Source organism: Paenibacillus sp. JT31N17 (assembly GCF_056269255.1).
This window is the reverse complement of the sequence record NZ_JBWDNP010000021.1, coordinates 29550-55174: the sequence shown is the minus strand read 5'-3', so window position 1 is coordinate 55174 and position 25625 is coordinate 29550. Positions and strand designations below refer to the sequence as shown.

Genomic DNA, 25625 nt, shown 5'->3' with positions numbered 1-25625 from the left:
GATATGCTGGATCCGGGATATGCTCGCGGTAAGGCGGAGGTAGTGGTGAATGGCATGCCAGCCAGCCGTGGAGAAGATAAGCTATTACCGCTATTCGCTGGGCAATCTGTCTTCGCAGGTCACCATCTATGGATCAGGCTCAAGAATATACCGGGACCTATTATGAGGAAGGATGCCCAATCAGTTTCGTTAACGGCAAGCCGGCTGTTAGCTACCGGGGAAATTGGCCGTCTCGACATTGGGGCAGGATATCTATCCCTCGGGTGGGATCCAGGGACCGTCCGAATCGGTCTCAAAAACGATTGAGGCATCTGCCTGCTGACAGGCAGGACAAGAAAAGGAAAGAGGCTGTCGCTCGTGCGGATTTCATCCGCGGGAAGCGGCAGCCTCTTGCTACTATCAGGCCAACTTGAGATTCCTGCCAGGCCCTTGCAGGAAAAACCGGCATAGTGGGGGAAGCGAACGGTGAAAATAGCTGCATGCCCATGCAGCAAGGTTTTTCCTTGCTGGAGCGTCGGGATAGAGCGGGAAGCACGCTGCAAGCAGGAAAAACCGGCATATAGGGGGAAGCGACCGGTGAAAAGAGCTGCATGGCCCATGCAGCAAGTTTTTTCCTCGCTGGAGCGTCGGGATAGAGCGGGAGGCACGCTGCAAGCAGGAAAAACCGGCATAGAGGGGGAAGCGCCCGGTGAAAAGAGCTGCATGGCTCATGCACAAGGTTTTTCCTCGCTGCAGTGTCGGGATAGAGCGGGAGGCACGCTGCAAACAGGGAAAAACGGCTTAGAGAGGAAGCGACTGGTGAAAAGAGCTGCATGGCCCATGCAGCAAGGTTTTCCTCGCTGGAGCGTCCGAATAGAGATCGAACTCGCTGCAAGCAGGGAAAAACGGCTTAGAGAGGAAGCGACCGGTGAAAAGAGCTGCATGGCCCATGCAGCAAGGTTTTCCTCGCTGGAGCGTCCGAATAGAGATCGAACTCGCTGCAAGCAGGAAAAACCGGCATAGAGGAGGAAGCGACCGGTGAAAGGAGCTGCATGGCCCATGCAGCAAGGTTTTTCCTCGCTGCAGCGTCGGGATAGAGCGGGAGGCGCGCTGCAAGCAGGAAAAACCGACATAGAGGAGGAAGCGACCGGTGAAAGGAGCTGCATGGCCCATGCAGCAAGGTTTTTCCTCGCTGCAGCGTCGGGTTAGAGCGGGAGGCGCGCTGCAAGCAGGAAAAACCGGCATAGAGGAGGAAGCGACCGGTGAAAGGAGCTGCATGGCCCATGCAGCAAGGTTTTTCCTCGCTGCAGCGTCCGAATAGAGGCGAAACGCGCTGCAAACAGGAAAAACCGGCATAGAGGAGGAAGCGACCGGTGAAAAGAGCTGCATGGCCCATGCAGCAAGGTTTTTCCTCGTTGGAGCGGCTGAATAGAGGCCAAACTCGCTGCAAGCAGGATCAACCAGCCAAGAGGATGGTGAGGCATTGGCCTTCGGTGCAAAATAACCGCCCTGTCTTTTTTGAAAAGGACAGGACGATTATTTTACTGCAACCGTTCCGTTTCAACAGCCAATTCACAGCATAAGGCGTGCTCAAACCGCCGATTCAAAATAATAAGTGCCGGAGTTCACCCGCAGCACGGCGCAGCCGCCCTCGTAGGCGACAACCTTGATATCCTGCGATTCCTCTAGCGCTGCATGGCTTTCGCTTACGCACGCGAGGGAAACCGCAGGCACATACAGAGTGCCCGTGCAGTTGACGGGAATCGAGATTTCGAGACCGATCCGGCGACCGCCGAGGAGGTTCCAGCTGATCCGCGCTTGCCCGCCAGGCAGCCTGCCTGTAACTTCAAGATGATCAAGCTCCAGATCAATGTAAGGCTTGAAGGTAAAATCATAGGTCTGCGCAGCGGAATTGAATTCGTAATCCAGACCGCCCAATCCCCGGTACAGCCATTCCTCCAGATGACCCAGCATAAAATGGTTTTGCGATTTGCCTACTGTCGGCCCGTCCCATGCTTCCGTCAACGATGTGGCTCCGTGTTCGATTTGGTACCCGTAGCTTGGATAGTCCGTCTGGGCGGCCATCTCGCAGATGATGTCGGACCGGCCATGACTCGCCAGCGCCAGCAGAACATAGCGGTGTCCTACATCCCCTGCAGTCGTATGGTTATGGCGGCTGTGAATATCCGCAACCAGATTGGCCAGCACCCTGGAGCGGTACTGCTCCTCGACCAGCCCGATAGCCAGCGACATCGCGTTGGAGGTCTGGCTGCCGGTTGCGTACTGGCAGGTCTCCGGATTGAAGAATGTTCGGTTATAGGCGTTTTTGATGGACCGGCTCATCACACGGCAGCGTTCTGCATCCTGTTCCCGGCCCAATTCACCGGCAATTCGGGCGAATACCGAGACAATCTGGTAAAACATGGCCGTCTCCGGCAGCGCAATGGGGGTGTTCTGCGCATAACCTGGGCCATTCTCGCCAATATCGTACCAATCGCCAAGGCCATCCTGGATAATGAACCCTTTCGAATTTGCCTCCAGATAACGGATATAGCGCTCCATACCGGTATAGTGCCCGGTTAATACCGTGGTGTTTCCGCAGGTCCGGAACAAATTCCAGCAGTTCATGATATAGGCGGCACCCCAGGAAACAGAATGGCGGTACTTGCTCAGCTTTCCGTCGAATACGACATATTCCGGTGCGGTAGTAGGGACCAGGCCGCTTGGGAGCTGGGCTTCGCGAATATCCTCCAGCACCTTCAGCATCAATGATTCAACCGGATAATTGTACAGGAGGGAAGGACCCATGAGATGGGTTTGCTCCAGCCAGCCGAGCTTCTCCCGGTGAGGGCAGTCCGTGAACACACTTTTCATATTGCTGAGGATCGCCCAGTTAATAATCTCGTGCGTTTTGTTCAGCATAGGATTTGAGCTCATGAAGCTGCCTGATGCCTCGATATCCGGATAGATCATTTGTCCTTCTGCGGCAATCAGAACGGGAAGCCCGCTGCCTGCCGGCTGCCCGCCTTCGACGGCAATATTCTCAATTTGCAGATACCGGAAGCCATAATACGTAAACCGGGGGCTCCACACCTCGGTTCCTTCCCCCTTGAGGATATAGTTGAATTCATAGGGGGAACCGGAATCCCGCTGATCGGCCGAACCGTCGGGATACAGCAATTCAGAAGGGAGCATACGGATCGAGGCGCCACGAGGACCTTTCACGGCAATTTGTGCCCAGCCCGAGAAATTTTGGCCAAAATCGATCGTATAAACATGGGGACGCTGCGGCACGATTGAGACGGGATGAAAAGTCTTCATGACCTTTAATGGCGGGAATTGCTGAGCCTTCAATACGCCTGCGGGAGCTTCCGCATTGGCTGCGCGTCTCCATCCGCTGCCGGGGATGAATCCGGGCAGATCCCAGCCGTCTTGCTCCAGCCGGGCATCATAGTCTTCTCCCCCATACATGCAGGAGAAGGTCAGGGGAGCGCAGGCGGTCATCCACTCGCCGCTGCTGGTAACGAATGCTTTGCTGCCGTCGGTATAAGAAAGCTCCAGCTGAATGAGACATTTGGGCTGGCCGAATGAATGCGTGAATTTCGTGTATCGTCCGCCGGTTATGTTATAGAATCCATTGCCGACTATCGCTCCAAGGGCATTTGGTCCCTGCCGCAATAGACCGGTGACGTCATGGACCGCATACAGACAGCTTTTATCATAGTGGGTCCAGCCCGGATCGAGCACGCGCTGCCCAACCTTCATACCGTTGAGCCGCAGCTCGTAATGACCTAATCCGCATATATATAGAACGGCTCCAGCCAGAGGCCTGTCCACGGTAAACTCATTGCGGAACAAAGGGATGCTCCCTGCATCCGCGCCCGGCCCAATTTCGGGCCTGCCGATCCATTGGGCAAGCCAGTCCGAAGAGCGGAGCAGGCCCATTTGCCACCAGGAGACAGCGCTCTCAGACAGGACATTGTCCTGATCCCGGACCTGAACCTTCCAATAATACCGTTTACGTGATTCCAGGGGTTTTCCTTCATAGGGAATGTGCACATTTCTCGCACTGCGGATTTCGCCGCTGTCCCATATTCCAGCTTTGCCGTCCTGCACTTCTTCTCGCGTCCCGGAGACGATGATCCGGTATGCGGTTTGCTTCACGGAGCGTCGCTGCGAAGAGCGGAAGCTCCATCCAAAGTCTGGATGACCGACATCCAGTCCAAGCGGACATTGCTGGCCTTCAACAAACAGGTCCTCTATCATCTGCTTATTCCTCCTTCAAACCCTGTGGATTTTCGACTCTGCTTATAGGGTGGAAACTTAACCTTGCTTATATTTTAAAAAATAAGCGCAGCTCAGGGATATATGGAAATGCTGCGAATGGTGCACATTCCCTGAATGCCGGATATGCAATAATTCGGGAATATACACGGCATACAAAAGGAATTTGCATTTGAAAATTAATGTGCATTACCCAATAATCGGGTTCGCCTCGCTATCCGGGATATGTTATTCTGGGTTCACAGAAAAAGAAGAGCCTGTAGAAGTATCAGAAAGCGCTTACTTATTTTCAAAGGGGGAGACAAAGAAGTGCTGAGAACAATTAGAGAGAACAATAAATCCATATGGCTGCGCTTTTTTGTTCCATATCTGATTATTTTGATCGTACCATTGCTCATAGGCCTGTTTGCCTATTCCAAGACATCCACGATTATGTCGAACGAAGCGGCCAAATCGAATCTGCTTCTGCTGGACCAAGCGAAAACGACCATAGACCGCAGACTATCCGATGTGGAAATGCTGGCCCAGCAGCTGATCACCAATACCGGCGTGCTCAGTTTTCAGGGGATCCGCGAACCGTTCAAGGATACGAATCTGATCCGGCTGCTGGAAACCAGGAAGAGCATCGCCGACTATAGCCTGTACAATAATTTCATACTGGACTATGCCTTGATGTTCAAGAACAGCGAGATTGCGCTAACCCCGCATAAAACCTATACGCTGCCCAAGTTTTATCAGGACTATATGACCTATACGGATATGGATTACCGGACCTGGTACGATCAATTTCTGAAGCCTTATCACAAAAGAGAATATTTCCCGGCTCAGCCGGTTCGTTTGGCGGGCAAGAATGTGGATTTGGTCACTTATATCCAATCGATGGGGCTCTCCAGCAATCCACAGGGTGCCATCATGGTGCTGATTGACAATAAGGAGCTTATGCAGCTGCTCAAGGGGGTGGACGTTTCCGGCGGGGGATGGGCATATATCGCCGATCAGAACGGAAACATCATCACGGGGGCCTCGGGCGCCGGAGAAGAAGGGGTGAAGCCGGTCAGTCTTGACTCCAGGCGGCCGTCCGGATTTTTCAATCATCAAATCGGTTCCAAAACAATGAGTGTAACGTACACGACCTCAACCTACAACGGATGGAAATTCGTAGCCGTTCAGCCCACTTATGTGGTCATGGACAAGGTCAATTATATTAAGCGGATCACATTGATCGTACTTGCGGTTTCCTTGCTGCTGGGCTTGTTCTGTGCGCTGTATCTTTCGTACCGGAACAGCAGGCCGGTGCAGACGATCATCGCCAGAATTTCCGACAAGCTCTCCTTCGAGCATATTCGGGGCAAGGACGCATACGGCTTCATTGAGAATACGATCGCCCGGCTGATCTCCAACAATGAGGAGCTGGAGACCGAGATTGAAGCCCACAAGCCTTTCCTCAGGGCGGCTTTCTTCCAACGGCTGCTTGCAGGAAGTTTTATGACACTGGAGGAAATCAAGGCGCAGCAAAACCATATACGAATCAACCTGGACGGCAGGTTTTATATGGTGGCGCTGCTGCAGTTCGAGAAAAACGATCATTTCGATAACGCGGATCTGCTTCAGGAGCTGGATATCAAAAGAGTTGTGGCCAAGGAGGTCATTCGCTCTTTGTTTGAATCGGATGTCTATTTTCATGACGCCGGCGAGAATAAAACCGCTATGCTGTTTGTATGCAATTTTGATGATCTCGATGAGTGCCGCCGGAACATTACGGGGAACCTCATGAAAGCGGAAGAACTGCTCGGTCATCAATTCCAGGCGAAATCAGATTTTGCCGTAGGCGGAAGCTACAGCAATCTTCTGGAGGTATCCCGTTCCTACGAGGAAGCTATGCGGGCTTTGAATTATAAGGTCTCGGAGCTTTCCGAGGGAATCGTCTGGTACAGCGACCTGCCAAAAACAAATGAAAATTATGTTTATCCCGGCGATGTCGAAATCCGGCTGATCAACTATGCGAAGGTGGGCAACAAGAAGGAAGTCAGTGAAATTCTCGAGCAGCTGTATAAGTGGAATTTTCGGGACCGCAAGCTTTCCGCCTATATGTTCAGGCTGTTTCTATATGAATTGTCGGGCAGCTTCATCAAGCTGATTGATCAGGCTTCCATATCCGAGGCGGAAATAAGCGAATTTGTTGACAATATGATCAGCCAGGATCAGGTACACAACCAGAGCCGGATGTTCGAGTCCGTGACGGATACGTTTCTGAAAATATGCGACACGGTGGAGCTTCGCAAAAAAAGCCATAACAACGAGATGATTCAGAATATCACTGCTTTTCTGCAGGAGGCTTATGTGGATGAATCGCTGAATTTAAGCGCTGTTGCCGACCGGTTTCACATCTCGGAGATGTATCTGTCCCAGTTCTTCAAGGAGCAATCGGGCGTCAACTTCTCCAGCTACATTGAGGATCTCCGCATGAATCAGGCGAAAAATCTGCTCGGCGCAACCAAGCTCTCCGTGAACGAAATCGCAGCTGCGGTCGGCTATAATTCCTCCAATACATTTTGCCGCGCATTTAAGCGCATACATGCGACAACGCCGTTGGTATACCGCAAAACGCTGGGGAAGAAGAAGGATATTCTGATTACCCAGGACCGGATACAAAAAGCTGTACAGGATAAATAGATATGATGTATATTGTTAAATGTTTAATTCATCACATGAATATCAGCAAGCGGTTTTCGTTTGGGGAATCATAAGGAGGAACGAAAGTATGAAATTTGGAGTGGATTATTATCCCGAACATTGTCCAAGCGATATTTGGGAATGGGACGCGGATCAGATGCGCGGCATGGGAATCGATCTTGTCCGCATGGCTGAATTTGCCTGGTCGAAGATGGAACCGGAGGAAGGGCGGTACGATTTCGGGTGGCTCGACAGATCTATCGAAATCCTGAACAGCCGGGGAATCAAAACAGTGCTGGGGACGCCTACCGCAGCTCCCCCCGTCTGGCTGATGGAAAAGCATCCCGATATTTTTCCCGTGAATGCGAGCGGAATGCGTGTGAGCTTCGGTGGCCGACATCACGATTGCCAGTCGAACGAGACATACCGCACGCATATACGCCGTTTTGTACGGGAGATGGCTCTGCATTACAAGGACCATCCCGCCGTTATCGGATGGCAGACGGATAATGAATTCGGCAACAGCCATCAGCAGCTGTGCTACTGCGATTCCTGCCGCAGCCGCTTCCAGCAATGGCTGGAGCTGCGGTATGGCACGATCGAAGCGCTGAATGAAGCCTGGGGCACCGTCTTCTGGAGCCAGACCTACTCACGCTTTGATCAGGTTCCGGCTCCCATGCCGACGCCGAATTCCCATAATCCGTCGCATCTGCTCGCCTGGAAGCGGTTTTGCTCAGATTTGATTGTCGATTTTCAGAAGGTACAGGTCGATATTTTGCGGGAAATCTGCCCTCATCATTTTATAACGCATAATTTTATGGGTTTCTTCGATAAAACCGATTATTTTGAGCTTGCCAGGGATCTGGATTTCATCTCACACGATCAGTACCCGATGCTGTTCCTGGAGGAGCGCATCAAGCGCAGTTCGCCGGCGCATCTGGGAATGGCGCTTGATCTGATGAGGGGAACCAAGGAGCAGTCGTTCTGGATTATGGAGCAGCTGGCAGGTCCGACAGGCACGGAAATTCTCGGCTCCACGCCCCGGCCCGGACAAATCCGGCTGTGGACCTACCAATCCATTGCGCATGGAGCGGATACAATCGTCTATTTCCGCTGGGATACGGCGCTTGTGGGCAGCGAGCAGTACTGGCACGGCATACTGCCCCACAGCCGGATTCCGGGGCGGCGCCATGCGGAGATCAAGCAGACGATTCAGGAGCTGGCCCCCCATATGGACGCGTTCAAAGGCGGTCTTCCGGGGTCCGAAGTGGGCATCGTGTTCAGCTACGATCAGGAATGGGCCATGCAGATTCAGCCCCATCATCCGGATCTGCACTACGTAAAGCATTTGTACAGCTATTATCAGGCATTCTTCGATAAGAATGTGCCGGTCAACCTGGTGTCCGACAAAGCGGATTTCTCTGCATACAAGGTGCTTATCGCCCCGCTGATGTTTCTGTCCAATCCGGGGCTCAGCTGCAAGCTTCGCGATTATGCTGCAGCCGGCGGCCATCTGGTGCTTGATATCCGGGCTGGCGTGAAGGATTGGGACAATGCGGTTCATGCCGCGACGCTGCCCGGCGATTATGCGGAGCTCGCCGGTGTGAAGATTGAGGATTACGATTGCCTGCGTCAATTCGGCCAGGGCATACGCTGGATCGGAAACGGGGAAGTCACGGAGAGCGCCAATCTATGGTGTGATATCATCACGCTTGACGGAGCTGAGACGCTTGCCGAGTATACGGAGGAATTTTATGCGAATACGCCGGCGATTACCAGAAATTCATATGGTAGCGGATTTGCCTATTATATGGGTACACAGCTTGGTCCCCTGACGATGGAAACGCTCGTCGCAGAGCTGGTCCGGGCGTCGGGAATTCGCGGCATTGCCAAATCCGTGGATGGAGTGGAGATCACGCGGCGCAAAGGGGACGCAGGTGAATATCTGTTCGTCCTGAATCATAACGCCTCAGCAGCGGAAATAGAAATCCCGGCCGGCTGGCAGGCTCTCGTGTGCGGCGCAGGACAGCTGCAGGATGGCGCATTGAAGCTCCCGGCCTACGGAGCTGCTTTATTTCATTCTGATAGCACAGAAGAGACGGCATAATTCTATCATCAGGGCAGGGTTATCTCCCCGGGGGACAGTCATTCAGGCTGCCCTCCAGGGAATAATCCTGTCCTTTTGCCTTGCTTGCTGCGATTTGCTTTCACCTCGCACGAATGCGTATATTTACTATTTTGGATGGGAGCGGGTAAAATAAGATATGGAAGCAATCTTGGATTATAAGGAGTTGGCATGATGACAAACAAGGAAACAATGAAAGCGGTAGGTCTTTATAAATATTTGAATATTGAGCATCCAGACAGCCTGATCGATATGGAGCTTGAGAAGCCGGTACCAACCGGGAGGGATATATTGGTCCGGGTTAAGGCCATTTCTGTCAATCCGGTCGATACCAAGGTGCGCGCTCCGAAAGACAAGACGGAAGACTCGCCAAAAATTCTGGGTTGGGACGTGGCTGGAGTCGTAGAGCAGACAGGGCCGGAATGTGCGTTGTTCCAACCTGGCGACGAGGTCTATTATGCCGGCAGCATTACCCGGCCAGGGGGCAACAGCGAGTTTCATCTCGTCGATGAACGGATTGCCGGTTCCAAGCCGGCATCGCTGGATTTTGCCCAGGCGGCTGCGCTGCCCTTAACGGCGATCACAGCCTGGGAAGGGCTGTTTGACCGGATGGGGGTGTCGCGGAATAAGGGCGATAACGCAGGCAAGTCAATCCTTATTATCGGAGCTGCGGGGGGTGTAGGGTCCATCGCCGTGCAGCTGGCCAAATATGCGGGGCTGACGGTTATTGGAACGGCTTCACGTCCGGAATCGGCGGAATGGGTCAAGAGGCTTGGGGCTGATTATATCATCGACCATTTCCAGCCATTCACCGACCAATTGAAGGCCAGCGGCTTGCCGGAGGCCGATTATATTTTCTGCTTGAACAGCACGGAGCAGCACTGGGGGAACATGGGAGAAGCGGTAGCGCCGCAGGGCAAAATTTGCTCTATTGTGGAGACGAAGGAGTCATTGGACCTCAATGTGCTTAAAAATAAAAGCGCAGCGTTCGTGTGGGAATTCATGTTCACCCGTGCGATGTTCCAGACGGCGGATATGATTGAACAGCATAGGCTGCTGAACGAGTTGGCCCAGCTCATTGATGCCGGCATCATCCGCACCACCTTGACTGAAAGAATGGAGCCGATTAATGCCGCCAACCTGAAAAAAGCCCATGCCACGATTGAAGCCGGCCGGACCGTTGGCAAGGTTGTTCTCGAGCATTTCCAATAGTCTATGTTTCTTTAAAGGCAAGAAAGGTTGAAATTCCATCAGACTTTGTTTATGCCCAGAAGGGAAGAAGCTTGACTGTGCGTCATAAGACGGCGACCGTCAAGCTTCTTTTTGAGCCTTTCCAGCCGTGCTTCTGAGGGCTGGGGCTGTCAGCTTGCAGCAATGATTTTGCTTGCCGTATGCCGGCCAGCGCCGTTCAGATCTGCGGGCCAGCTTTGGAAAACTTGCGTTTGGCCCAGTCGTCCAGCTGCTTGATTTTCTTGCGCCCCAGCGTGGAGCCATAGAGAATCAGGAGCACAATAACGAAGGTAAAGAGGTCCAGCTTCTTTTCCACAATGAAATTCACAATGCCGAGCGTAACCTGAGGCAGCACGCCTGTGAGAACGGTCAGTATGGCTCCGATCCGGAACAGAGGCTTGGAGCCCAGCCGGTATCTGGCAAACACCATAAAGAAGGTGGATGCCCAGGCGAGCACCTCGAGCATAAGCAGGATAAACCACTTATTATCCAATATAAAATTCATCATAAACCTCACTTTCTCTCCCGCAATCGTGGTGGACGTCTCCCTTTAGTATGGAAAGAAATCACCTGAACAAAACAAAAAAGCCTGGAAATATCGATCATAACGATATCTCCCGGGCTTTTATCCCTCCGTGTCGTCACGCGCACCGGTGAACCGGCTTACGTGGGTTTCCCTCGGTCCAGTCCGGCCGAAACGATGCCGCGGAACCCTAGAAACCTTACATATAAAGTTATATTGTTTTTAATATAAACGATCAGGACTGAAAAATCAACCCGGAATCTTCAGCCGGCATGCAGACTCTTTTCCCTCAGGAGCGTCCGAACAGGTTTATGAATTTCATATTGCGGACCCCGAAGGAGAAGATAAGCAGGCTGATAAGAAACAGCTGTGTATGTTGGATTGACAAATAAATAACCGGAAGCAGCAAAACAACCAGTAAAGCCAGCCGCATGACATTCATATCATCCATCGTCCTCTCCAGCACTCGTATGTTAGTTAATATAACATGTTAAAGAGCTTTAGTAAATCGGAGAGGAGATGGAAGGATACTTATTAGGCTATAGTCTTGATCTGATGACAGTTAATATTACTTCTATACTCAGCGTTTGGGGTGCAGCGGATAGTCAACGATCGTCGGGACCTCAATCAGAATGAGCCGCAGCGGCTCGGTGCCCTCACTTGCCGTTATGAGGACGTTCAGCTCCTCGTCAGCACGCACTACGACATAATCCTTATGCTGAAAATCCGTGTTTTTTGCTGCATCCTCTGCATAGGACCAGCTGCCTCCGCTCCGAATGGCAAGCGCTGATAAAGTACGTTCGGCAGGGACCTGATGGCGGTAGGATTGTCCGGCCGGTACGGTAATATCCCACATCCGGGCATCGGCAATGATGGAGATGGGCGATCCTTCGCCGATCACAGTTTTTCTGATAACGCCGTCCGCCTCCACAATCGGAAAAGCCTCATGATCATACTGATTATAGGTTGGCGCGGTTTTGTAGGCCGTCTCCAGGCTTGGCTCGAACCAAATCTGGAAAGCTTCCATATCCGGGCCTACAAAACGCTCCTGGTGGCTGACGCCGGAGCCGGTCTGCATGATTTGGACGCCGCCGGGACCAACAGTGCTTTTGGTGCCCAGAGTATCGCCATGCTCGGCTTGGCCGTTGACTACATAGGTCATAATTTCAAAGGCTTGATGGGGATGCAGCGGAATGTGCCCGCCTTCGGCCGAATGCGCCCATGCCCAATAGAACAAAGGGCCGAGTCTGCGGAGCACCGAGCCGTCCCCGGTAAAGCCGATTGGTTTCTGCTCTGTAATTTTGCCGCCGTCAAATGCGCCTCTGCCTTGTAAAGTTGGACCGTATATTAAGGTTTGCATAGAAATGACCTCCATTATTCGTTTTATATAAATAGGGTATAGCCTCAATATGGCAATTGAATCGTCTCAAAAAGCTGGATATCATACCGCGTATCAGGCGGAAACAGTCTGCAACGGGTTTTTAGACAAGTGACAAGCAGTGAACACGCTCATCACCCCTCGAATATCTGAAGACGGTTCCGCTCGCGCAGACGGTCTTCTTCACTGAAGCTCTGAATGCAAGCAGCTAACTAGATGAAGCTTGCCTGGGCTGCAAGGCCCAGCTTCTTAAGCAGTTGAATGGCCTGTGTCTGCTCTTCAGCCGTGAGACCGGCTACCGCCTTCTGAATCGCCACGGTATGCTCTGGAAAAATCCGCTCAAGCAGCTCGTTTCCCTGCTCCGTAAGCTCTGCGAAAATTACTCTCCTGTCCGTGGGACATGCCTTGCGCCGCGCTAATCCTTTGGCCGTCAGCTTGTCGATGACGTAGGTAATATTGCCGCTTGTCATCAATATTTTCTCGCCAATCTGCTGCAGAGGCTGCTCTCCCTTATGATACAGCAGCTCCAGTACACCAAATTCAGTTGGGTTCAACCCGTATTTGCGAATATCCTGCTGTATATGCGCGCTAACCCATTGATTCGCCCGTGATAAAGTAACGAATAGCTGTAAAGAAGTATTTGGAGGTTGACTCACGCTGCTCACCTCATTTTCTTTTAATTTAAATATCTTAATTTAAAGATAAATCAATTCGACGACGTTGTCAAGCGGCTGCATTCCGTTACAGGCAGGGAAATGCCAATATCTCCTCCAGATGACATGAGTAGCCGTTTCTTCTGGACCTTGTTTCTGCTATAATGACAGCATTGGAATAAGGGTCGCGTGCAACTGGCGCAGCGTGGATTAACCACGAGGAAGCAAGCGACTAAATGAGCGTATCCATGCTGACCTCCGCTATCAGTAAATTGGGGTGCAGCGGCCGCTCTGTCATAGCCGTACGCCTGGGCAAAGTATTTGAAGGAAGATGTGCTAAAGAGCACGGGTCCTTTCAGATGCTTTTTTTTGTTTACCTATTGCATGAGGGAGGCATTCGATCATGGCCAAGCTGTTGAAGGCAAAACCGCTCGCTGATGAGGCAGGCGGGCTCATCAAGACACAGGTTCAGGAATGGAAGGAAGCAGGGATTGCACCGGCAATAGCGGTCCTGATGGTAAATGGAGACCCGGCCTCGGCAGCCTATGCCAACGCCAAGGGGCGGCTTGCCGGGAAGCTGGGGATCGGCTTCGAGCTTCTGACTTTCGAGCAGAACGTCACGGAGGCTGAATTGCTCCGGGAGATTCAGCGGTTGAATGGGGATGACAGCATTCATGGCATCCTGATCGAGCTTCCGCTGCCAGCGGGATTGGATTCCAGCCGGCTTGCGGCTGCGCTTGATCCGCTGAAGGATATTGACGGTATTACCCCGGCCAATAAGCTGGCCTGCATGATGAATGAACCCGGTCTGCGGCCAGCCACCCCGCAGTCCTGCATCCGATTGATTGAGGCTGCGGGAATCCCGCTAAGCGGCAAGCATGTTGTCGTTGTCGGCAGGGGAGAGACGGTAGGCCGGCCTCTGATGCAAATGCTGCTGCACCTGAACGCAACGGTGACCGTATGCCATTCCCGTACGACTGATCTGGCTCGAATGATCAAGGGTGCGGACGTGCTGGTCACGGCTGCGGGCCGATTGAACCTGATTACCCCGGAGATGGTTCATACCGGGCTGACTCTCATTGACGCAGGCATCAATGTCAGTCAAGATGGCAGTGGAATTGCCGGTGATGCGGCTCCGGAAACGGCCGATCATGTAGCGGCTTCTTCACCGGTCCCTGGGGGTGTGGGCACATTGACCACGACGATATTATTCGAGAATGTCCTGCATGCATTAAAGCTGCAGCAGGATGCGGGGAGGCTGCAGATATGAGCGATTCATGGAAGCAATCGATCCATGCTTTTTTGGAGAAGGCGGGCTCCGCTTCTCCTACTCCAGGAGGAGGAAGCGTGGCTGCCCTCGCCGCGGCGCTTGGCGCATCCATGGGCTCGATGGTAACCCGGCTGACGACAGGAAACAAGTATGAAGATGTGCAGGCGGATATGAATTTCATCACCGGACAAATGACGGGGGCTGTATCGGCATGCGAGGCGGTCATGCTGCAGGATATTGAGAGCTTCGGGGAGTTTATGCGCGTTCTGGCTCTGCCAAGGACTACTGAAGAAGAGCGGGAGCTGCGCAAAAAGGCCCTTAGCGGAGCTGCTGTCCGCGCGGCCGAGGTGCCATTAGGCTTAATGGTGCTGTGCCATGAGCTGCTGCTGCTGCTGCATGATGCGGTTATGAAAGTGAACCGCAATGTCATCTCCGATTGGGGAATCGCCGCCCTGATGCTCGAAGCGGCGATCCAATCGGCTTGGCTCACAGTGGAAATTAATTTGAGCTCCATTCAAGATCTGGCTGCCGCAGCGCGCATTCGTGAACAGGGCGAAGCGCTTGAGCTTGCGGGTGCGAAGCTGAAGGCAGCGATCCTGACGGCAGTCAGATCTCGATTGTAAGCTGCTCCTTCTCATTTGAGACAAGATAATCTTGAGACCGCTATTCCAGATCGCGTACGGACTGGCCGATACCAACTGATTGGCCAGCGCCAACTAACTGGCTAATGCCAACGGACTGGCCAATACCAACTGACTCTGACGGGCTGCGCGTATGGGGTGAGGAGTTTGTAAATATAGACCTGATTTATCCTGATCAGGTCTTTAACACTATCAGGTCTTAATAGACCCGGTGAACGATTTCTTCAAAGTCGGGCTCCTCCATATGAACATCCTCGATCTCGCCCAGCTGCTCCAGCATCCGCAGCGCCTCCATGGCGCTGAGCTGATCGCGGTTGCACTCTACGGTAAGCGTATGACCGTCACTGCCCGTAAGCCGCAGGGGCCAACGGCGGTCCTGCGGTTCCTCAGCGGCGCTTCCCGGCCAGTCGGCCGGATTAAACTGGCCGTCTATCAGCGGAGAAGCCATACTGAGATAGGTTACCCGAATGATGGTCGGCAAGCCGATCCTCCGCCTTAACCCGCCGGTTGTCCCGTCGAATCCGAGACGGCCGTCATTGATCACAATGACGCGGCTGCACAGCTGTTCAATATCGTCCATATCATGAGTCGTGAGCAGGATCGTCTTGCCCAGCTCGCGGTTGATGGAATGCAAAAATTCACGGATGCTTCGTTTGGCGATTACATCAAGTCCAATGGTCGGCTCATCGAGAAACAGAATGTCCGGATCGTGGAGCAGCGCCGCCGCGATGTCGGCGCGCATCCTTTGTCCGAGTGACAGCTTGCGCACTGGGGTCTCCATGAACGGGGCAAGAGCCAGCAGTTCGCTCAGCTCACCAAGACGCCGCGATTTCTCTTCATCGGGCACACCGTACATGGCGGCCAAAATATCAAAGGAATCCCGTACCGGCAAGTCCCACCACAGCTGTGTCCGCTGTCCGAACAGCACGCCAAGTCTGCGTGCGACAGTGCGCCGCTCGCGGTGGGGGCTCATGCCGGCAATCCGCACTTCGCCCGCTGACGGATGAAGAATGCCGGATAGCATCTTGATCGTCGTTGATTTTCCCGCTCCGTTAGGCCCGATATACCCGACGAATTCCCCCTGATTAATCGTAAAGCTGATATCACGGACGGCTTCCTTCACCGTATAATCCCTTGAGAACATGGTGCGCAGCCCGCTGAACCGCCCCTCCTTGGGGACGGCTGATTTGAATTCCTTGGATAAGTGCTCGACCGTTATCATATGAGCGCTGGTCCTCCTATTTGAGAATATACGAATAGTGATGCTTGTTTAGCTGCCTGTACTCTGATAACGGGATAAACCGACCCGCCACATAAACAGACCAGCGGCAAACACCAGTACAGCCGCAGCGAATGCGGACAACAGCAGCCAGACTCCGCCTTCCCCGCGCAGAATAAACAATGAGGGGACATAATTGGCGAATGCGACCGGAATAACGCTGAGCAGCATGACCTGCATCCACTTGGGATAAATCGAAACAGGATACTGGACGGCTGTCCGCGCTGCGTCCTCTGTAATATTCTGCAGCTCTTCAATCCTCGTAATCCAGAAGCCCGCCGTAGCCGTAAGCAGTCCGATTCCGAATAATAGCAAAGCGCCTGAGAGGATAACCAGCAGCGTCAGCGGGATCGAAACCCAGGAGATTTGCCCGGAGGAAAATAAAGCCTGTATGCTGACAGCAAGCACGGCAGCGCCTTGAATGATCTCCCCGATCCGGAAGGATACATTGAACGACATCAGTCCGAGCAGCACGGGGACCGGCCGCAGCAGCAGACTGTCCAGGTCGCCGCTGAGCAAATATTTTTCCAGGTGATGCACATCAGAGGCTACCGTCCTGTATATCGCTTTGGACAGAGTCAGGATGGCATACAGATAGCCGGCTTCTGCCAGAGACCAGCCTTTAATATGGCCGAATTTCAGCAGAATAATGGCCAGCATGGCGAATTCCACGACATTGATCAGGGCAGCCATCAGGGAAGAGAACCAGAAATTGAATTTGTACTGCATTCGGCTGCGAAGGCTGGCGACTACCAGCAGATGGTACATGCGAAGCCATTTCATCCGCCCTGCACCTCCACTTTGCGCCGCATCGTCCGGGCAATCATCAGGCAGATGCAGGTGAGTCCGGCGCCCCAGCCAAGAGAGCCGAGCAGTGGGACGGGGCCGTCCATGCCCAGATAAATCCGGGTTGGCACATAATGCAGGAACGGGTAGAACGAAGCCCGGCTGATCAGCTCGAGCCAGTTCGGCAGCCACTCAATGGGAATGAGAAAGCCGGACAGCAGCATACTGAAGGCATAATTGACCCAGTACAGCCAGCGTGATTCGGTTGTCCAGAGCGCCAAGGCTCCAATCAGGAAATTGATGCAGATGGAAATATAGGCGGCGAGCATCAAAGCGACAGCGGTCCAGATGAAAGTAAGCAGGGATGAAGGGACATGAAGCGGAAGGACGAAGAGGTACAGCGTGTAAATCGGGAGAAACTTGTAGACAAACTGGTAGGCGATCTGCCCCCATTCCTTGCACATCAGCTGATAGAACAGGTGAACCGGACGCATGAGCTCAATGGCGATTTGACCGGTTCGGACGGATTGCTCCAGGCCCAGGCCGTTGTTCAGAAAAGCGGCGACCCACAAGCTGACCTGATTGAAGGCGACATAGCTGATCATGCCGCTCATTCCGTAGGCGCCAAGCGATTGGCTTACGCCAATGCCGGTCCAGATGGAAATGTAGATGAAGCCGAAAAGGGCGCTTGCGATATTATGTACCATATGTGCGCCGCGGTACTGCAGATTCCGTAAGTATGTCTTACGGGCCAAAACGAGGAAAAGCAAAATAGCACCTCCATCATGATAAGCTGCGGCGAAGAGCCGGACTGCCTGGATGCAAAGGTGAAATGCTCGTAGAGAGAGCGAGAGACCATCATATCCTAAATGGTGGAGGAAATGCAATGTTTTTTTATTCAGCCTTGGTACGGAAGCTCCTTGGAGCATCTCCAAACTTCCGTTTGAACATTTTCTCAAAATGGGTCAGCGTGTTGAAGCCGGAAATATAGCTGATTTCCGAGATCGGGAGGGAGGAGGACTGGATGAGAGATTTGGCAAAATTAAGCCTGAGGCTCTGCAAATATTGCTGAAAGGCAGTGCCTGTCGTTTTGCGGAAGCAATCGCTGAAATAATTGGGGGAAAGCCTTGCCTGTCTGGCGGCGGCTTCCAGAGAGAGCGGTTCGCGAAAATGATGGTGGATATACACGAGGCTATCCTGGATGCCGGCTGAATGGGCATGGGGCATTGGCTGCTGCTTCCTCTCCGCTTCCCCGGCTTCAGCCTCGCATGCGCGCAGCAATTCGATCAGTATGCGGTTCAGAGCGCTTCCCACCATGAGACGCCTGCCGGAGAATTGACTGCCTGATTCCTTCATAATAAGGGAGAAGCATGCAATCAGATCCGGGGTCATGCTCTCTGTCATCACTGCAGAAAGTTCAACGGGATTATGAAACAGCAGCTCGCGCATCTGAGGCTCCATCCACTCATCGGAAAATATGAGATTGTAAATCTCCAGGGAGTTCCCCCGCGAAGGGCCGATTATATGAAAATCCGCCGGCGTCAGCAGGAAGAGATTGCCTCTTGCGATCGTCATCGGAACTCCGTTGACAATATTATAGCCTTCACCTGACACGACGAAGGAAATCTCATAAAACTCATGCCAATGAAGATCCACCTGTTCCTCAATGTGCTGATGAAAGATACGGAAGGTCGAGGAGGAGAAATACTCGTCATTGGTCAGTCTTGTCGGCAGCGGGGGATAGACCATTTATTTCCTTCATCTCCTTTCATCTAAGTAGATTATATAGGAATTTATCATCAATCTGAAGATATGCGTATTATATCTGAATATAAAAGGAGAATTCGCAGGCCGAAACATTATAAAATAAGGACAACAGGCAAGGAAACACCAACAAAGGAGGCATTTTTAATGCAATTGTCTACGCTTTCAAAGGAACAGGTTGACTATTATCAGGAGAATGGCTATTTGCTCCACAATAAACAGCTTTTCAGCCCGGAAAAAATGCGTACTCTCACGGAAATCTTCGAGGAGCAGCTGGCTCAAAAAGGCAGCAAGCTGTCCGATGAGCTGGATACGCCGCATTTTCGCGATGAACGGCTGTTGGATTATCTGCTGAGCGAGGAGGTACTCGATCTGGTTGAGCCCATAATCGGGCCCAATATCGGACTCTGGTCGAGTCACTTTATATGTAAGGATCCTCTAGTTGGCCGCCCGACTCCCTGGCATGAGGATTCTACGTACTGGAAGGGACGTCTGAGCTCCTTCGATAAAATCATCACGGTCTGGCTTGCCATCGACCGCAGCTGGAAAGAAAATGGATGCATGCGCGTGATTCCCGGCACTCATCGAAACGGGTTCTCCGAATACGAGGATATCGACGCGGCCAAGAATCTGTTTGCCACCCAAATCAAGAACGTTGACGAGTCTGAAGCCGTTTATTTCGAGCTGGAGCAAGGAGAATGCTCGCTGCATGATTCCCGTATCATTCACGGTGCAGAAGCGAACAAGAGCCCTTACCGGCGCTGCGGCTACACAATGAGGTATTTCTCCACGGAAGCCAAGGTCGTGCCGGAGAAGAATCCCGGATTCAAGGTGTGGCTGGCCAGGGGCAAGAATATTGCGGGCAGCAAATTCGTGAACGAATAAACTGCCCGGGCCGGGTGTATCAGGCGGGGCAGCGTAATCTTATTGCATATATTATAGAAGAAATAAATTCACAATCGGCATTTTAAGCTTGCAGATCAAGACGGGGAAATGTGCGTCAGCGCATTCCTCAGTCTTGATCTTTATTTTGTTTGTGCGCGGCGGATCTGCACATCCAGCGGCTCGGGAACATCATCGCCGCCAACAAACTGATGCTTGACCAATTTGTTGAAGGAGTCTGTCCAAGGGGTGAGAGGGTGTCCTGCCCATGCTTCCTGGGCATACTGGACAAGGTGGTTTACAAACTGCTGGTTGGCCGATATATGAACTTCCTGAACAGCAGGCGCCAGTCTGCGTATATGAACGGCTATGGTCTGCTTGAGCTCGCCTGAAATTTCATTATGGTCATTGACGGACAACTGGGAATTATAAGGACCGACAATCCGCTGGTTGTTCCAGTACGGACTGCCGTTATCCGAATTATATACGCCGGAGTTCGACCCGGTATTGTTCTGCTCCCGGGTGCCTCTGCCGCCGGTTTTACGGGTATGGGTTGCGGTCCAGTCCAGCGTCATGCCTACATATGCGTTCTTGTCCGTCAGAAATACGAGCGCGGCTGCAACGCCGTTGATGTTGGACACTTCGGTCGAGAGCATGTTGCTGTATTCGAGCCACTGATTGTCATGCTGACCCGGCAAGCCGCTCATCGTCCCGTACATGCGGCTGCCGAGCATTTTCGGATCGTTCTTCTGCTGAGTGCCGTAATCGTAGGTGCTGTTCTCGGTTTGTCGTCTGTAATTGCAGCCGCTTGAGACGGTTAGAATGACGGCAATTGCGGTGAATGACATAAGAAGCTTGCGCAGCTTTTCCACGGTGGTTCGCCCCTTCCTTTAATCTGTTCTTAGCATGGGCGTCGAAACTTGAAATATGCATCACAATTTCATACATAAAGAACCATGGTTTAAGCAAACAATGAAGGATAGACATGGAGCTTCAAGAGGGTTACGGAGCAGGCTGTTGGCAAGCAAAAAAAGCGCTAAAATCGAGGTTTTTTCAGCTTTGAGAACAATTTGTGAACTCTCTTGGGAACATTGACAAATAGCACCTCCAACTTTATATTTAATAAAGTGATTAGATTGCGGAAGTTTGTCTATACACCTAGGAAAATCACGCAGCAGGCCGTATTTCCGCCATCCAAGGCTGCTGCGAAAAAGTCAAAAGTGGGGTTGATTGATGATGAATCGGTGGCACGTTCTAAAACGGCTTATGCCGCTTCTTGCGGGGATGGTATTGCTCCTGTCAGCATGCGGACGAGCTGACCTGTCGACTCTTAGACCGCAAGGACCGGTAGCCGAGGAACAATTCGGACTAATGAAGTTGACTATTATTATCATGGTAATTGTAGTCGTGGTCATCTTCGCAATTGCGTTCTATGTTATTATTCGCTATCGCCGTCGTCCAGGCGACAAAATTCCGGTTCAGGTTGAAGGTAACCACAAGCTGGAAATTATTTGGACCGTTATTCCGATCATTCTTTTGATCATTCTCGGTGTTCCGACAATCAAGACGGTTTTTGGACTCGCACAGGATTATTCCAAAGATCCCAACGCGATTCAGATCAAGGTTACCTCTCATCAATACTGGTGGGAATTTGAATACCCGAAATACGGATTGAAGACGGCCCAGGAGCTCTTGATTCCTAATGATGCCGTTATCTCCATCGAAGCCAAGACGGCTGATGTGCTTCACTCCTTCTGGATTCCTTCACTTGCGGGTAAGATCGATACGAACCCGGGCGGCAACGTCAACAGAATGTATTTTGAAGCGCCGAAGACAGGCGTGTACTTAGGGAAATGCGCCGAGCTTTGCGGACCTTCCCACTCACTGATGGATTTCAAGGTAAAAGTAGTCGACCGCGCTTCTTTTGATCGCTGGGTTGCACAGATGAAAGAGCCTGTTGCGCTGCCTGCCGATCAGGCAACTGCGGATCTCATAACGAACCAGTGCTTGTCATGTCATGCGATTGGCGCCAATGGCGGACAAACCTATCCGAACCTGACAGGTATCGGAAGCCGCGATGCGGTTGCGGGCATATTGGTCAATAGCGACGAGCCTAAATACAAGAATGAAGGATCGGTTGAGGATAATCTTAAGAAATGGATTTCGGATCCTCAAGCCGTTAAGCCCGGATCACTAATGCCGAAAGTAGAGCTCAACGATCAACAGATTGATGCCATTGCCAAGTACTTGGCTGACTTGAAGCTTAATTATTAATACTCGCGGATTGAAGGAGGTACCAACTTTGGCTCACGCACATGCGGTTAAACGGTATAGCGGCTTAATGGATTGGCTGACAACCGTTGACCATAAGAAAATTGGCATTCTGTATTTGATTTCAGGTGGCTTCTTCTTCCTTGTTGGCGGTTTGGAAGCTATTATGATTCGGATTCAGTTATGGCAGCCGCAAAATGATTTTGTCAGCGCTGATACATATAACCAGCTGTTGACCATGCACGGTACAACTATGATTTTCCTCGCCGCGATGCCGATGATTTTCGCGATGATGAATGCGGTTATACCGCTCCAGATTGGCGCGCGCGACGTTGCCTTTCCTTTTGTAAACGCACTTGGATTTTGGACATTCTTCGCAGGCGGAGTGCTGCTGAATGTCAGCTGGTTCACAGGTGGAGCTCCGGATGCGGGCTGGACATCATATGTACCGCTTGCAACCTCGACCTATAGTGCGGATCATGGCGTTGATTATTATGTCATCGGTTTGCAGATCGCTGGTATCGGAACACTGGTCGGCGGCATCAACTTCCTGGCGACGATTATTAATATGCGCGCTCCGGGCATGAGCTTCATGCGTATGCCGATGTTCACCTGGACCGCATTCATTACCTCGGCGCTCATTCTGTTCGCTTTCCCGGCACTGACGGTTGGTCTGGTGGCGCTGATGTTTGACCGCTTGTTCAGCGGTAATTTCTTCGAGGTCAATAATGGCGGTAACGCCGTTCTATGGGAGCATATCTTCTGGATCTTCGGACATCCTGAGGTATATATCCTCATTCTGCCGGCTTTCGGGGTTATATCCGAAGTCATCAGTACGTTCTCGCGCAAACGGCTGTTTGGATACAGCTCCATGGTTTTCGCAACGGTTCTGATCGGCTTCCTCGGCTTCATGGTTTGGGCGCATCACATGTTTACAACCGGTCTTGGACCAGTTGCCAACGCTTTGTTCTCAATCGCAACGATGCTGATCGCTGTACCTACCGGTATCAAAATCTTCAACTGGCTGTTCACGATGTGGGGCGGTTCCATCAAGTTTACAACAGCCAATTTGTTTGCCATCGGATTTGTGCCTACGTTCGTAATGGGTGGAGTAACCGGTGTTATGCTGGCTGCCGCTCCGGCCGATTACCAGTACCATGACACCTATTTCGTTGTTGCTCACTTTCACTACGTTATTGTCGGCGGTTTGATCTTCGGTATCTTCTCAGGTCTTCATTACTGGTGGCCGAAAATGTTCGGCCGCATGCTGAATGAAAATCTTGGCCGCTTAACGTTCTGGACCTTCTTCATCGGCTTCCACTTGACGTTCTTCCTGCAGCATTTCCTTGGACTGATGGGGATGCCTCGCCGGGTCTGGACATATTTGGATGGCATGGGCTTCAATAACTTGAATATGATTAGTACAGTCGGAGCCATGTTGATGGGTCTTGGCACAATATTCTTCCTGGTCAATATCGTCGTTACATCAATGAAACCGCAAAATGCCCTCGGCGATGCGTGGGAAGACGGCCGTACGCTGGAATGGTCGATTCCATCGCCTCCGCCAGAGTATAACTTTTTGCAGACGCCTCTTGTGCGCAGCTACGATCCTTTCTGGAAAGAAAAAATGGACGGCAATACCGGCATGACGCCGGCTGAACCGGTTGGACCGATTCATATGCCTTCACCATCTATTCTGCCGTTTATTATGTCGATTGGCTTGTTTATCGCAGGTCTTGGATTTATGTATCACCAAACGATTGTGGGTATCGTGGGCTTGGTTATCACGTTCGGCTGTATGTTCCTCCGCTCGGTCTTCGATGATCATGGCTTCCATATTGAACCGGAAGAACTGCATGACAAGGGGGTAAAAGCATGAGCGCACACTCGCATGTAGACGGAAAGCTGCCGCACGAGCCGGAGAAGGCAACTCTTGAGGGCCGCAATAAAGTGACCGGCTTCTGGCTCTTCCTTGGCGGGGAGACGGTCTTGTTCGGAACCTTGTTCTCCATGTTCCTGGCGCTTCGTCACCAGGTGGGAGACGGAAATCCGACATCGCAAGAGCTGTTCCAGCTTCCGACGGTTGCCGCGGCAACCTTCATCCTGCTGGTTTCCAGTTTGACAAGCGTGTTCGCGATTCAAGCGATGCACACCAATAAAGTTAAAGCGATGATCAATTGGCTCATCATTACGATTGTTCTGGGTCTTGGCTTCCTTGGACTTGAGATTTATGAGTTTACCGAATATGTCCATGAAGGACATAAATTCTCAACGAGCGCGTTCAGTACATCGTTCTATACACTGGTAGGCTTTCACGGTGCTCACGTAGCTTTCGGGGTATTGTGGATCGGATTGCTTATCGCGCAAATTTTCAAAAAAGGGTTAACTGTTGTAACTGCGCCGAAGATTTATGTTGCTGGTATGTACTGGCATTTTATCGATGTCGTGTGGGTTTTCATCTTCACTGTCGTTTATCTGATGGGAAAGGTGGGCTAACCAAATGTCAAGCCAAGACACAACTGTTGAAGAGCATGGCAAACGCCATAAGCATGAAGGACCACAGAAGCATATCGTCGCTTTTATTTTCTCTATCCTGCTTACGGTAATTGCCTTCTCCATGGTAGCCGCCGGTGAAATAAACGGAACGTTTATTTATATCATGCTGGTGTTTATGGCCATACTGCAAGTTATTATCCAAATGTCATTTTGGATGCACATGAAGGATCGCGGACATATTTTTCCGATAGTTGGTATCCTTATGGGAGTGTTCGTTGTGTTCACCATTGTTATCATGGCTGAGTATTGGGCATGGTGGTAGTACACGGATAAATTGAAAAGAGGGTGGTCCTTGCTGGCCCCCTCTTTTGTTGTAAATATGGGTAATGCTGGGAAGGGGGATCAAGGCATGCTAGGTTTGCAGTACTTCACCTTTGAAGAGCTATGGAGCCCAATCTTTTTCTTTTTTATTGCTGCGATTGTTATTCTGTTTTTCTATCTGGTGGGACCGTGGAAGCTGAAGCACGCGCCGCAGGAGCCGCCAGCGACTTGGCTCCAGAAAAGTTTATTTGTTTTCGGTGCCGTTTTGTATTATTTGGCACAAGGCGGGCCATTTGAGATGCTTGGTCATATGATGTTTACATTTCACATGATGAATATGTCCATCTCTTATCTGATCGTTCCACCGCTGATTTTGCTGGCTGTACCTGGCTTTGTATGGCGGAGGATGTTTAGCGGGGCATTCTGGAAGAAGTTGAATCCGCTGATGCACCCGATTCTGTCATTGGTTCTGTTTAATATGCTGTTCTCGCTGTATCATGTTCCTCACGTGCATGATTTTGTCATGACGCATTATACGGTTCATCGTATCTATTATTTGGTTATGCTGCTGGCAGCCTTTATGATGTGGTGGCAAATTGTCTGCCCTGTTCCGGAATGGAACCGTTTGACGGATCTGCGCAAAATGGCCTATGTATTTGCCAACGGGATCTTGCTCACGCCGGCTTGTGCACTGATTATCTTTGCCTCCTCACCCTTGTATGCAACTTATAATGATCCTGAGGTATGGGCACAGGCAATGGGATACTGTGTATCGGGCGATCCTACCCGTCTGCTTACGATGTTCGACGGCCCTTCCTTCTTTAATCTGATGAAGCCCGTTGAAGATCAGCAGCTTGGCGGAATCGTGATGAAGCTGGTTCAGGAGCTGATGTACGGCAGTATTCTCGCTTATGTCTTTTTTCATTGGTATAAGAGAGAGCAAGGCGATACAGAGGATGAGCTGCCAAGAACAGGTAGCGCAGGCCCCGCAGGCGCAGGGGTTTAACCTGCAGGAACCGCCGCTTATGGCAGTGTAAATCGGTTTGGGTTTGAATTGAAAGAATTGGTGG

24 protein-coding genes and 2 riboswitches are annotated in these 25625 nt (G+C 51.6%); of the genes, 14 read left to right on the top strand and 10 right to left on the bottom strand.

Translation table 11 applies throughout. The features are described 5' to 3' along the window. The first annotated feature begins 576 nt into the window (after positions 1 to 576). From AC0YOB_RS34815 to AC0YOB_RS34805, 3 genes are all read left to right on the top strand, one after another. A complete protein-coding gene (locus tag AC0YOB_RS34815) occupies positions 577 to 1002 on the top strand; it encodes a hypothetical protein (protein ID WP_475796689.1) in 426 nt (141 codons plus the stop codon). Positions 1003 to 1129: 127 nt separating this feature from the next. Next, positions 1130 to 1300 (top strand): hypothetical protein, encoded by a 171-nt coding sequence (locus tag AC0YOB_RS34810; protein WP_475796688.1) that lies wholly within the window; start codon positions 1130 to 1132, stop codon positions 1298 to 1300. Positions 1301 to 1352: 52 nt separating this feature from the next. Beyond that, on the top strand, positions 1353 to 1562 hold the full coding sequence (locus AC0YOB_RS34805; protein ID WP_475796687.1) for a hypothetical protein: 210 nt from the start codon (positions 1353 to 1355) through the stop codon (positions 1560 to 1562). A gap of 7 nt (positions 1563 to 1569) precedes the next feature. Here AC0YOB_RS34805 and AC0YOB_RS34800 read toward each other — a convergent pair whose 3' ends face one another. Continuing rightward, positions 1570 to 4245 carry a family 78 glycoside hydrolase catalytic domain gene (locus AC0YOB_RS34800; RefSeq protein WP_475796686.1) on the bottom strand — a complete coding sequence of 892 codons (2676 nt, stop codon included), beginning with the start codon at positions 4243 to 4245 and terminating at the stop codon, positions 1570 to 1572. 327 nt (positions 4246 to 4572) lie between these two features. Here AC0YOB_RS34800 and AC0YOB_RS34795 point away from each other — a divergent pair, with 327 nt between their 5' ends. The 3 genes from AC0YOB_RS34795 to AC0YOB_RS34785 all read left to right on the top strand — a co-directional run bounded on the left by AC0YOB_RS34795 (position 4573) and on the right by AC0YOB_RS34785 (position 10273). Next, positions 4573 to 6936: a helix-turn-helix domain-containing protein gene (locus tag AC0YOB_RS34795; RefSeq protein WP_475796685.1), complete on the top strand. Its 2364-nt coding sequence runs from the start codon at positions 4573 to 4575 to the stop codon at positions 6934 to 6936. Between the two features lie 88 nt (positions 6937 to 7024). After that, on the top strand, positions 7025 to 9043 hold the full coding sequence (locus AC0YOB_RS34790; RefSeq protein ID WP_475796684.1) for a beta-galactosidase: 2019 nt from the start codon (positions 7025 to 7027) through the stop codon (positions 9041 to 9043). A gap of 192 nt (positions 9044 to 9235) precedes the next feature. Beyond that, complete coding sequence (locus tag AC0YOB_RS34785; protein ID WP_475796726.1) at positions 9236 to 10273, top strand: zinc-binding alcohol dehydrogenase family protein; 1038 nt, start codon at positions 9236 to 9238, stop codon at positions 10271 to 10273. A 196-nt stretch (positions 10274 to 10469) separates the two neighbouring features. On the opposite strand, the gene AC0YOB_RS34780 is transcribed toward AC0YOB_RS34785, so the two are convergent. From AC0YOB_RS34780 to AC0YOB_RS34765, 4 genes are all read right to left on the bottom strand, one after another. Then, on the bottom strand, positions 10470 to 10799 hold the full coding sequence (locus AC0YOB_RS34780) for a hypothetical protein (protein WP_210038875.1): 330 nt from the start codon (positions 10797 to 10799) through the stop codon (positions 10470 to 10472). A 104-nt stretch (positions 10800 to 10903) separates the two neighbouring features. Next, positions 10904 to 11019: riboswitch (guanidine-I (ykkC/yxkD leader) on the bottom strand. An 84-nt stretch (positions 11020 to 11103) separates the two neighbouring features. Beyond that, positions 11104 to 11265 carry a hypothetical protein gene (locus tag AC0YOB_RS34775; protein WP_475796683.1) on the bottom strand — a complete coding sequence of 54 codons (162 nt, stop codon included), beginning with the start codon at positions 11263 to 11265 and terminating at the stop codon, positions 11104 to 11106. Positions 11266 to 11394: 129 nt separating this feature from the next. Further along, positions 11395 to 12174, bottom strand: a complete 780-nt coding sequence (locus AC0YOB_RS34770; RefSeq protein ID WP_475796682.1) for a pirin family protein — start codon at positions 12172 to 12174, stop codon at positions 11395 to 11397. Between the two features lie 230 nt (positions 12175 to 12404). Beyond that, on the bottom strand, positions 12405 to 12848 hold the full coding sequence (locus AC0YOB_RS34765; RefSeq protein ID WP_475796681.1) for a MarR family winged helix-turn-helix transcriptional regulator: 444 nt from the start codon (positions 12846 to 12848) through the stop codon (positions 12405 to 12407). 178 nt (positions 12849 to 13026) lie between these two features. Further along, positions 13027 to 13166, top strand: a riboswitch (ZMP/ZTP riboswitch). Between the two features lie 82 nt (positions 13167 to 13248). Here AC0YOB_RS34765 and AC0YOB_RS34760 point away from each other — a divergent pair. Further along, positions 13249 to 14115: a bifunctional 5,10-methylenetetrahydrofolate dehydrogenase/5,10-methenyltetrahydrofolate cyclohydrolase gene (locus tag AC0YOB_RS34760; RefSeq protein WP_475796680.1), complete on the top strand. Its 867-nt coding sequence runs from the start codon at positions 13249 to 13251 to the stop codon at positions 14113 to 14115. Beyond that, entirely contained in the window at positions 14112 to 14738 is a 627-nt protein-coding gene (locus tag AC0YOB_RS34755; RefSeq protein ID WP_475796679.1) for a cyclodeaminase/cyclohydrolase family protein, read from the top strand. Before AC0YOB_RS34760 ends, AC0YOB_RS34755 begins: the two co-directional genes overlap by 4 nt. 217 nt (positions 14739 to 14955) lie before the next feature. Here the strand turns inward: AC0YOB_RS34755 and AC0YOB_RS34750 are convergent, their stop codons facing one another. The 4 genes from AC0YOB_RS34750 to AC0YOB_RS34735 all read right to left on the bottom strand — a co-directional run bounded on the left by AC0YOB_RS34750 (position 14956) and on the right by AC0YOB_RS34735 (position 18570). After that, positions 14956 to 15978, bottom strand: coding sequence for an ABC transporter ATP-binding protein (locus tag AC0YOB_RS34750; RefSeq protein WP_475796678.1), 1023 nt, complete (start codon positions 15976 to 15978; stop codon positions 14956 to 14958). A gap of 48 nt (positions 15979 to 16026) precedes the next feature. Then, complete coding sequence (locus AC0YOB_RS34745) at positions 16027 to 16818, bottom strand: ABC transporter permease (RefSeq protein ID WP_475796677.1); 792 nt, start codon at positions 16816 to 16818, stop codon at positions 16027 to 16029. Further along, on the bottom strand, positions 16815 to 17591 hold the full coding sequence (locus tag AC0YOB_RS34740; RefSeq protein ID WP_475796676.1) for an ABC transporter permease: 777 nt from the start codon (positions 17589 to 17591) through the stop codon (positions 16815 to 16817). The genes AC0YOB_RS34745 and AC0YOB_RS34740 overlap by 4 nt, the downstream gene beginning before the upstream one ends. A gap of 124 nt (positions 17592 to 17715) precedes the next feature. Next, complete coding sequence (locus AC0YOB_RS34735; protein ID WP_475796675.1) at positions 17716 to 18570, bottom strand: helix-turn-helix domain-containing protein; 855 nt, start codon at positions 18568 to 18570, stop codon at positions 17716 to 17718. A 162-nt stretch (positions 18571 to 18732) separates the two neighbouring features. Here AC0YOB_RS34735 and AC0YOB_RS34730 point away from each other — a divergent pair, with 162 nt between their 5' ends. Next, a complete protein-coding gene (locus AC0YOB_RS34730) occupies positions 18733 to 19470 on the top strand; it encodes a phytanoyl-CoA dioxygenase family protein (protein ID WP_475796674.1) in 738 nt (245 codons plus the stop codon). Positions 19471 to 19610: 140 nt separating this feature from the next. Here AC0YOB_RS34730 and AC0YOB_RS34725 read toward each other — a convergent pair whose 3' ends face one another. Next, on the bottom strand, positions 19611 to 20339 hold the full coding sequence (locus AC0YOB_RS34725; RefSeq protein ID WP_475770063.1) for a hypothetical protein: 729 nt from the start codon (positions 20337 to 20339) through the stop codon (positions 19611 to 19613). A 361-nt stretch (positions 20340 to 20700) separates the two neighbouring features. Here AC0YOB_RS34725 and coxB point away from each other — a divergent pair, with 361 nt between their 5' ends. The 5 genes from coxB (at position 20701) to ctaG (ending at position 25561) form a co-directional block, all read left to right on the top strand. Continuing rightward, positions 20701 to 21741, top strand: a complete 1041-nt coding sequence (gene coxB / locus AC0YOB_RS34720) for a cytochrome c oxidase subunit II (RefSeq protein ID WP_475796673.1) — start codon at positions 20701 to 20703, stop codon at positions 21739 to 21741. A gap of 67 nt (positions 21742 to 21808) precedes the next feature. After that, positions 21809 to 23617, top strand: a complete 1809-nt coding sequence (gene ctaD, locus AC0YOB_RS34715; protein WP_475796725.1) for a cytochrome c oxidase subunit I — start codon at positions 21809 to 21811, stop codon at positions 23615 to 23617. Next, positions 23614 to 24234, top strand: coding sequence for a cytochrome (ubi)quinol oxidase subunit III (locus AC0YOB_RS34710; RefSeq protein ID WP_210038888.1), 621 nt, complete (start codon positions 23614 to 23616; stop codon positions 24232 to 24234). The genes ctaD and AC0YOB_RS34710 overlap by 4 nt, the downstream gene beginning before the upstream one ends. A 4-nt stretch (positions 24235 to 24238) precedes the next feature. Beyond that, positions 24239 to 24556, top strand: coding sequence for a cytochrome C oxidase subunit IV family protein (locus AC0YOB_RS34705; RefSeq protein WP_210038889.1), 318 nt, complete (start codon positions 24239 to 24241; stop codon positions 24554 to 24556). Positions 24557 to 24643: 87 nt separating this feature from the next. Further along, on the top strand, positions 24644 to 25561 hold the full coding sequence (gene ctaG / locus AC0YOB_RS34700; protein ID WP_475796672.1) for a cytochrome c oxidase assembly factor CtaG: 918 nt from the start codon (positions 24644 to 24646) through the stop codon (positions 25559 to 25561). Positions 25562 to 25625: the final 64 nt, after the last annotated feature.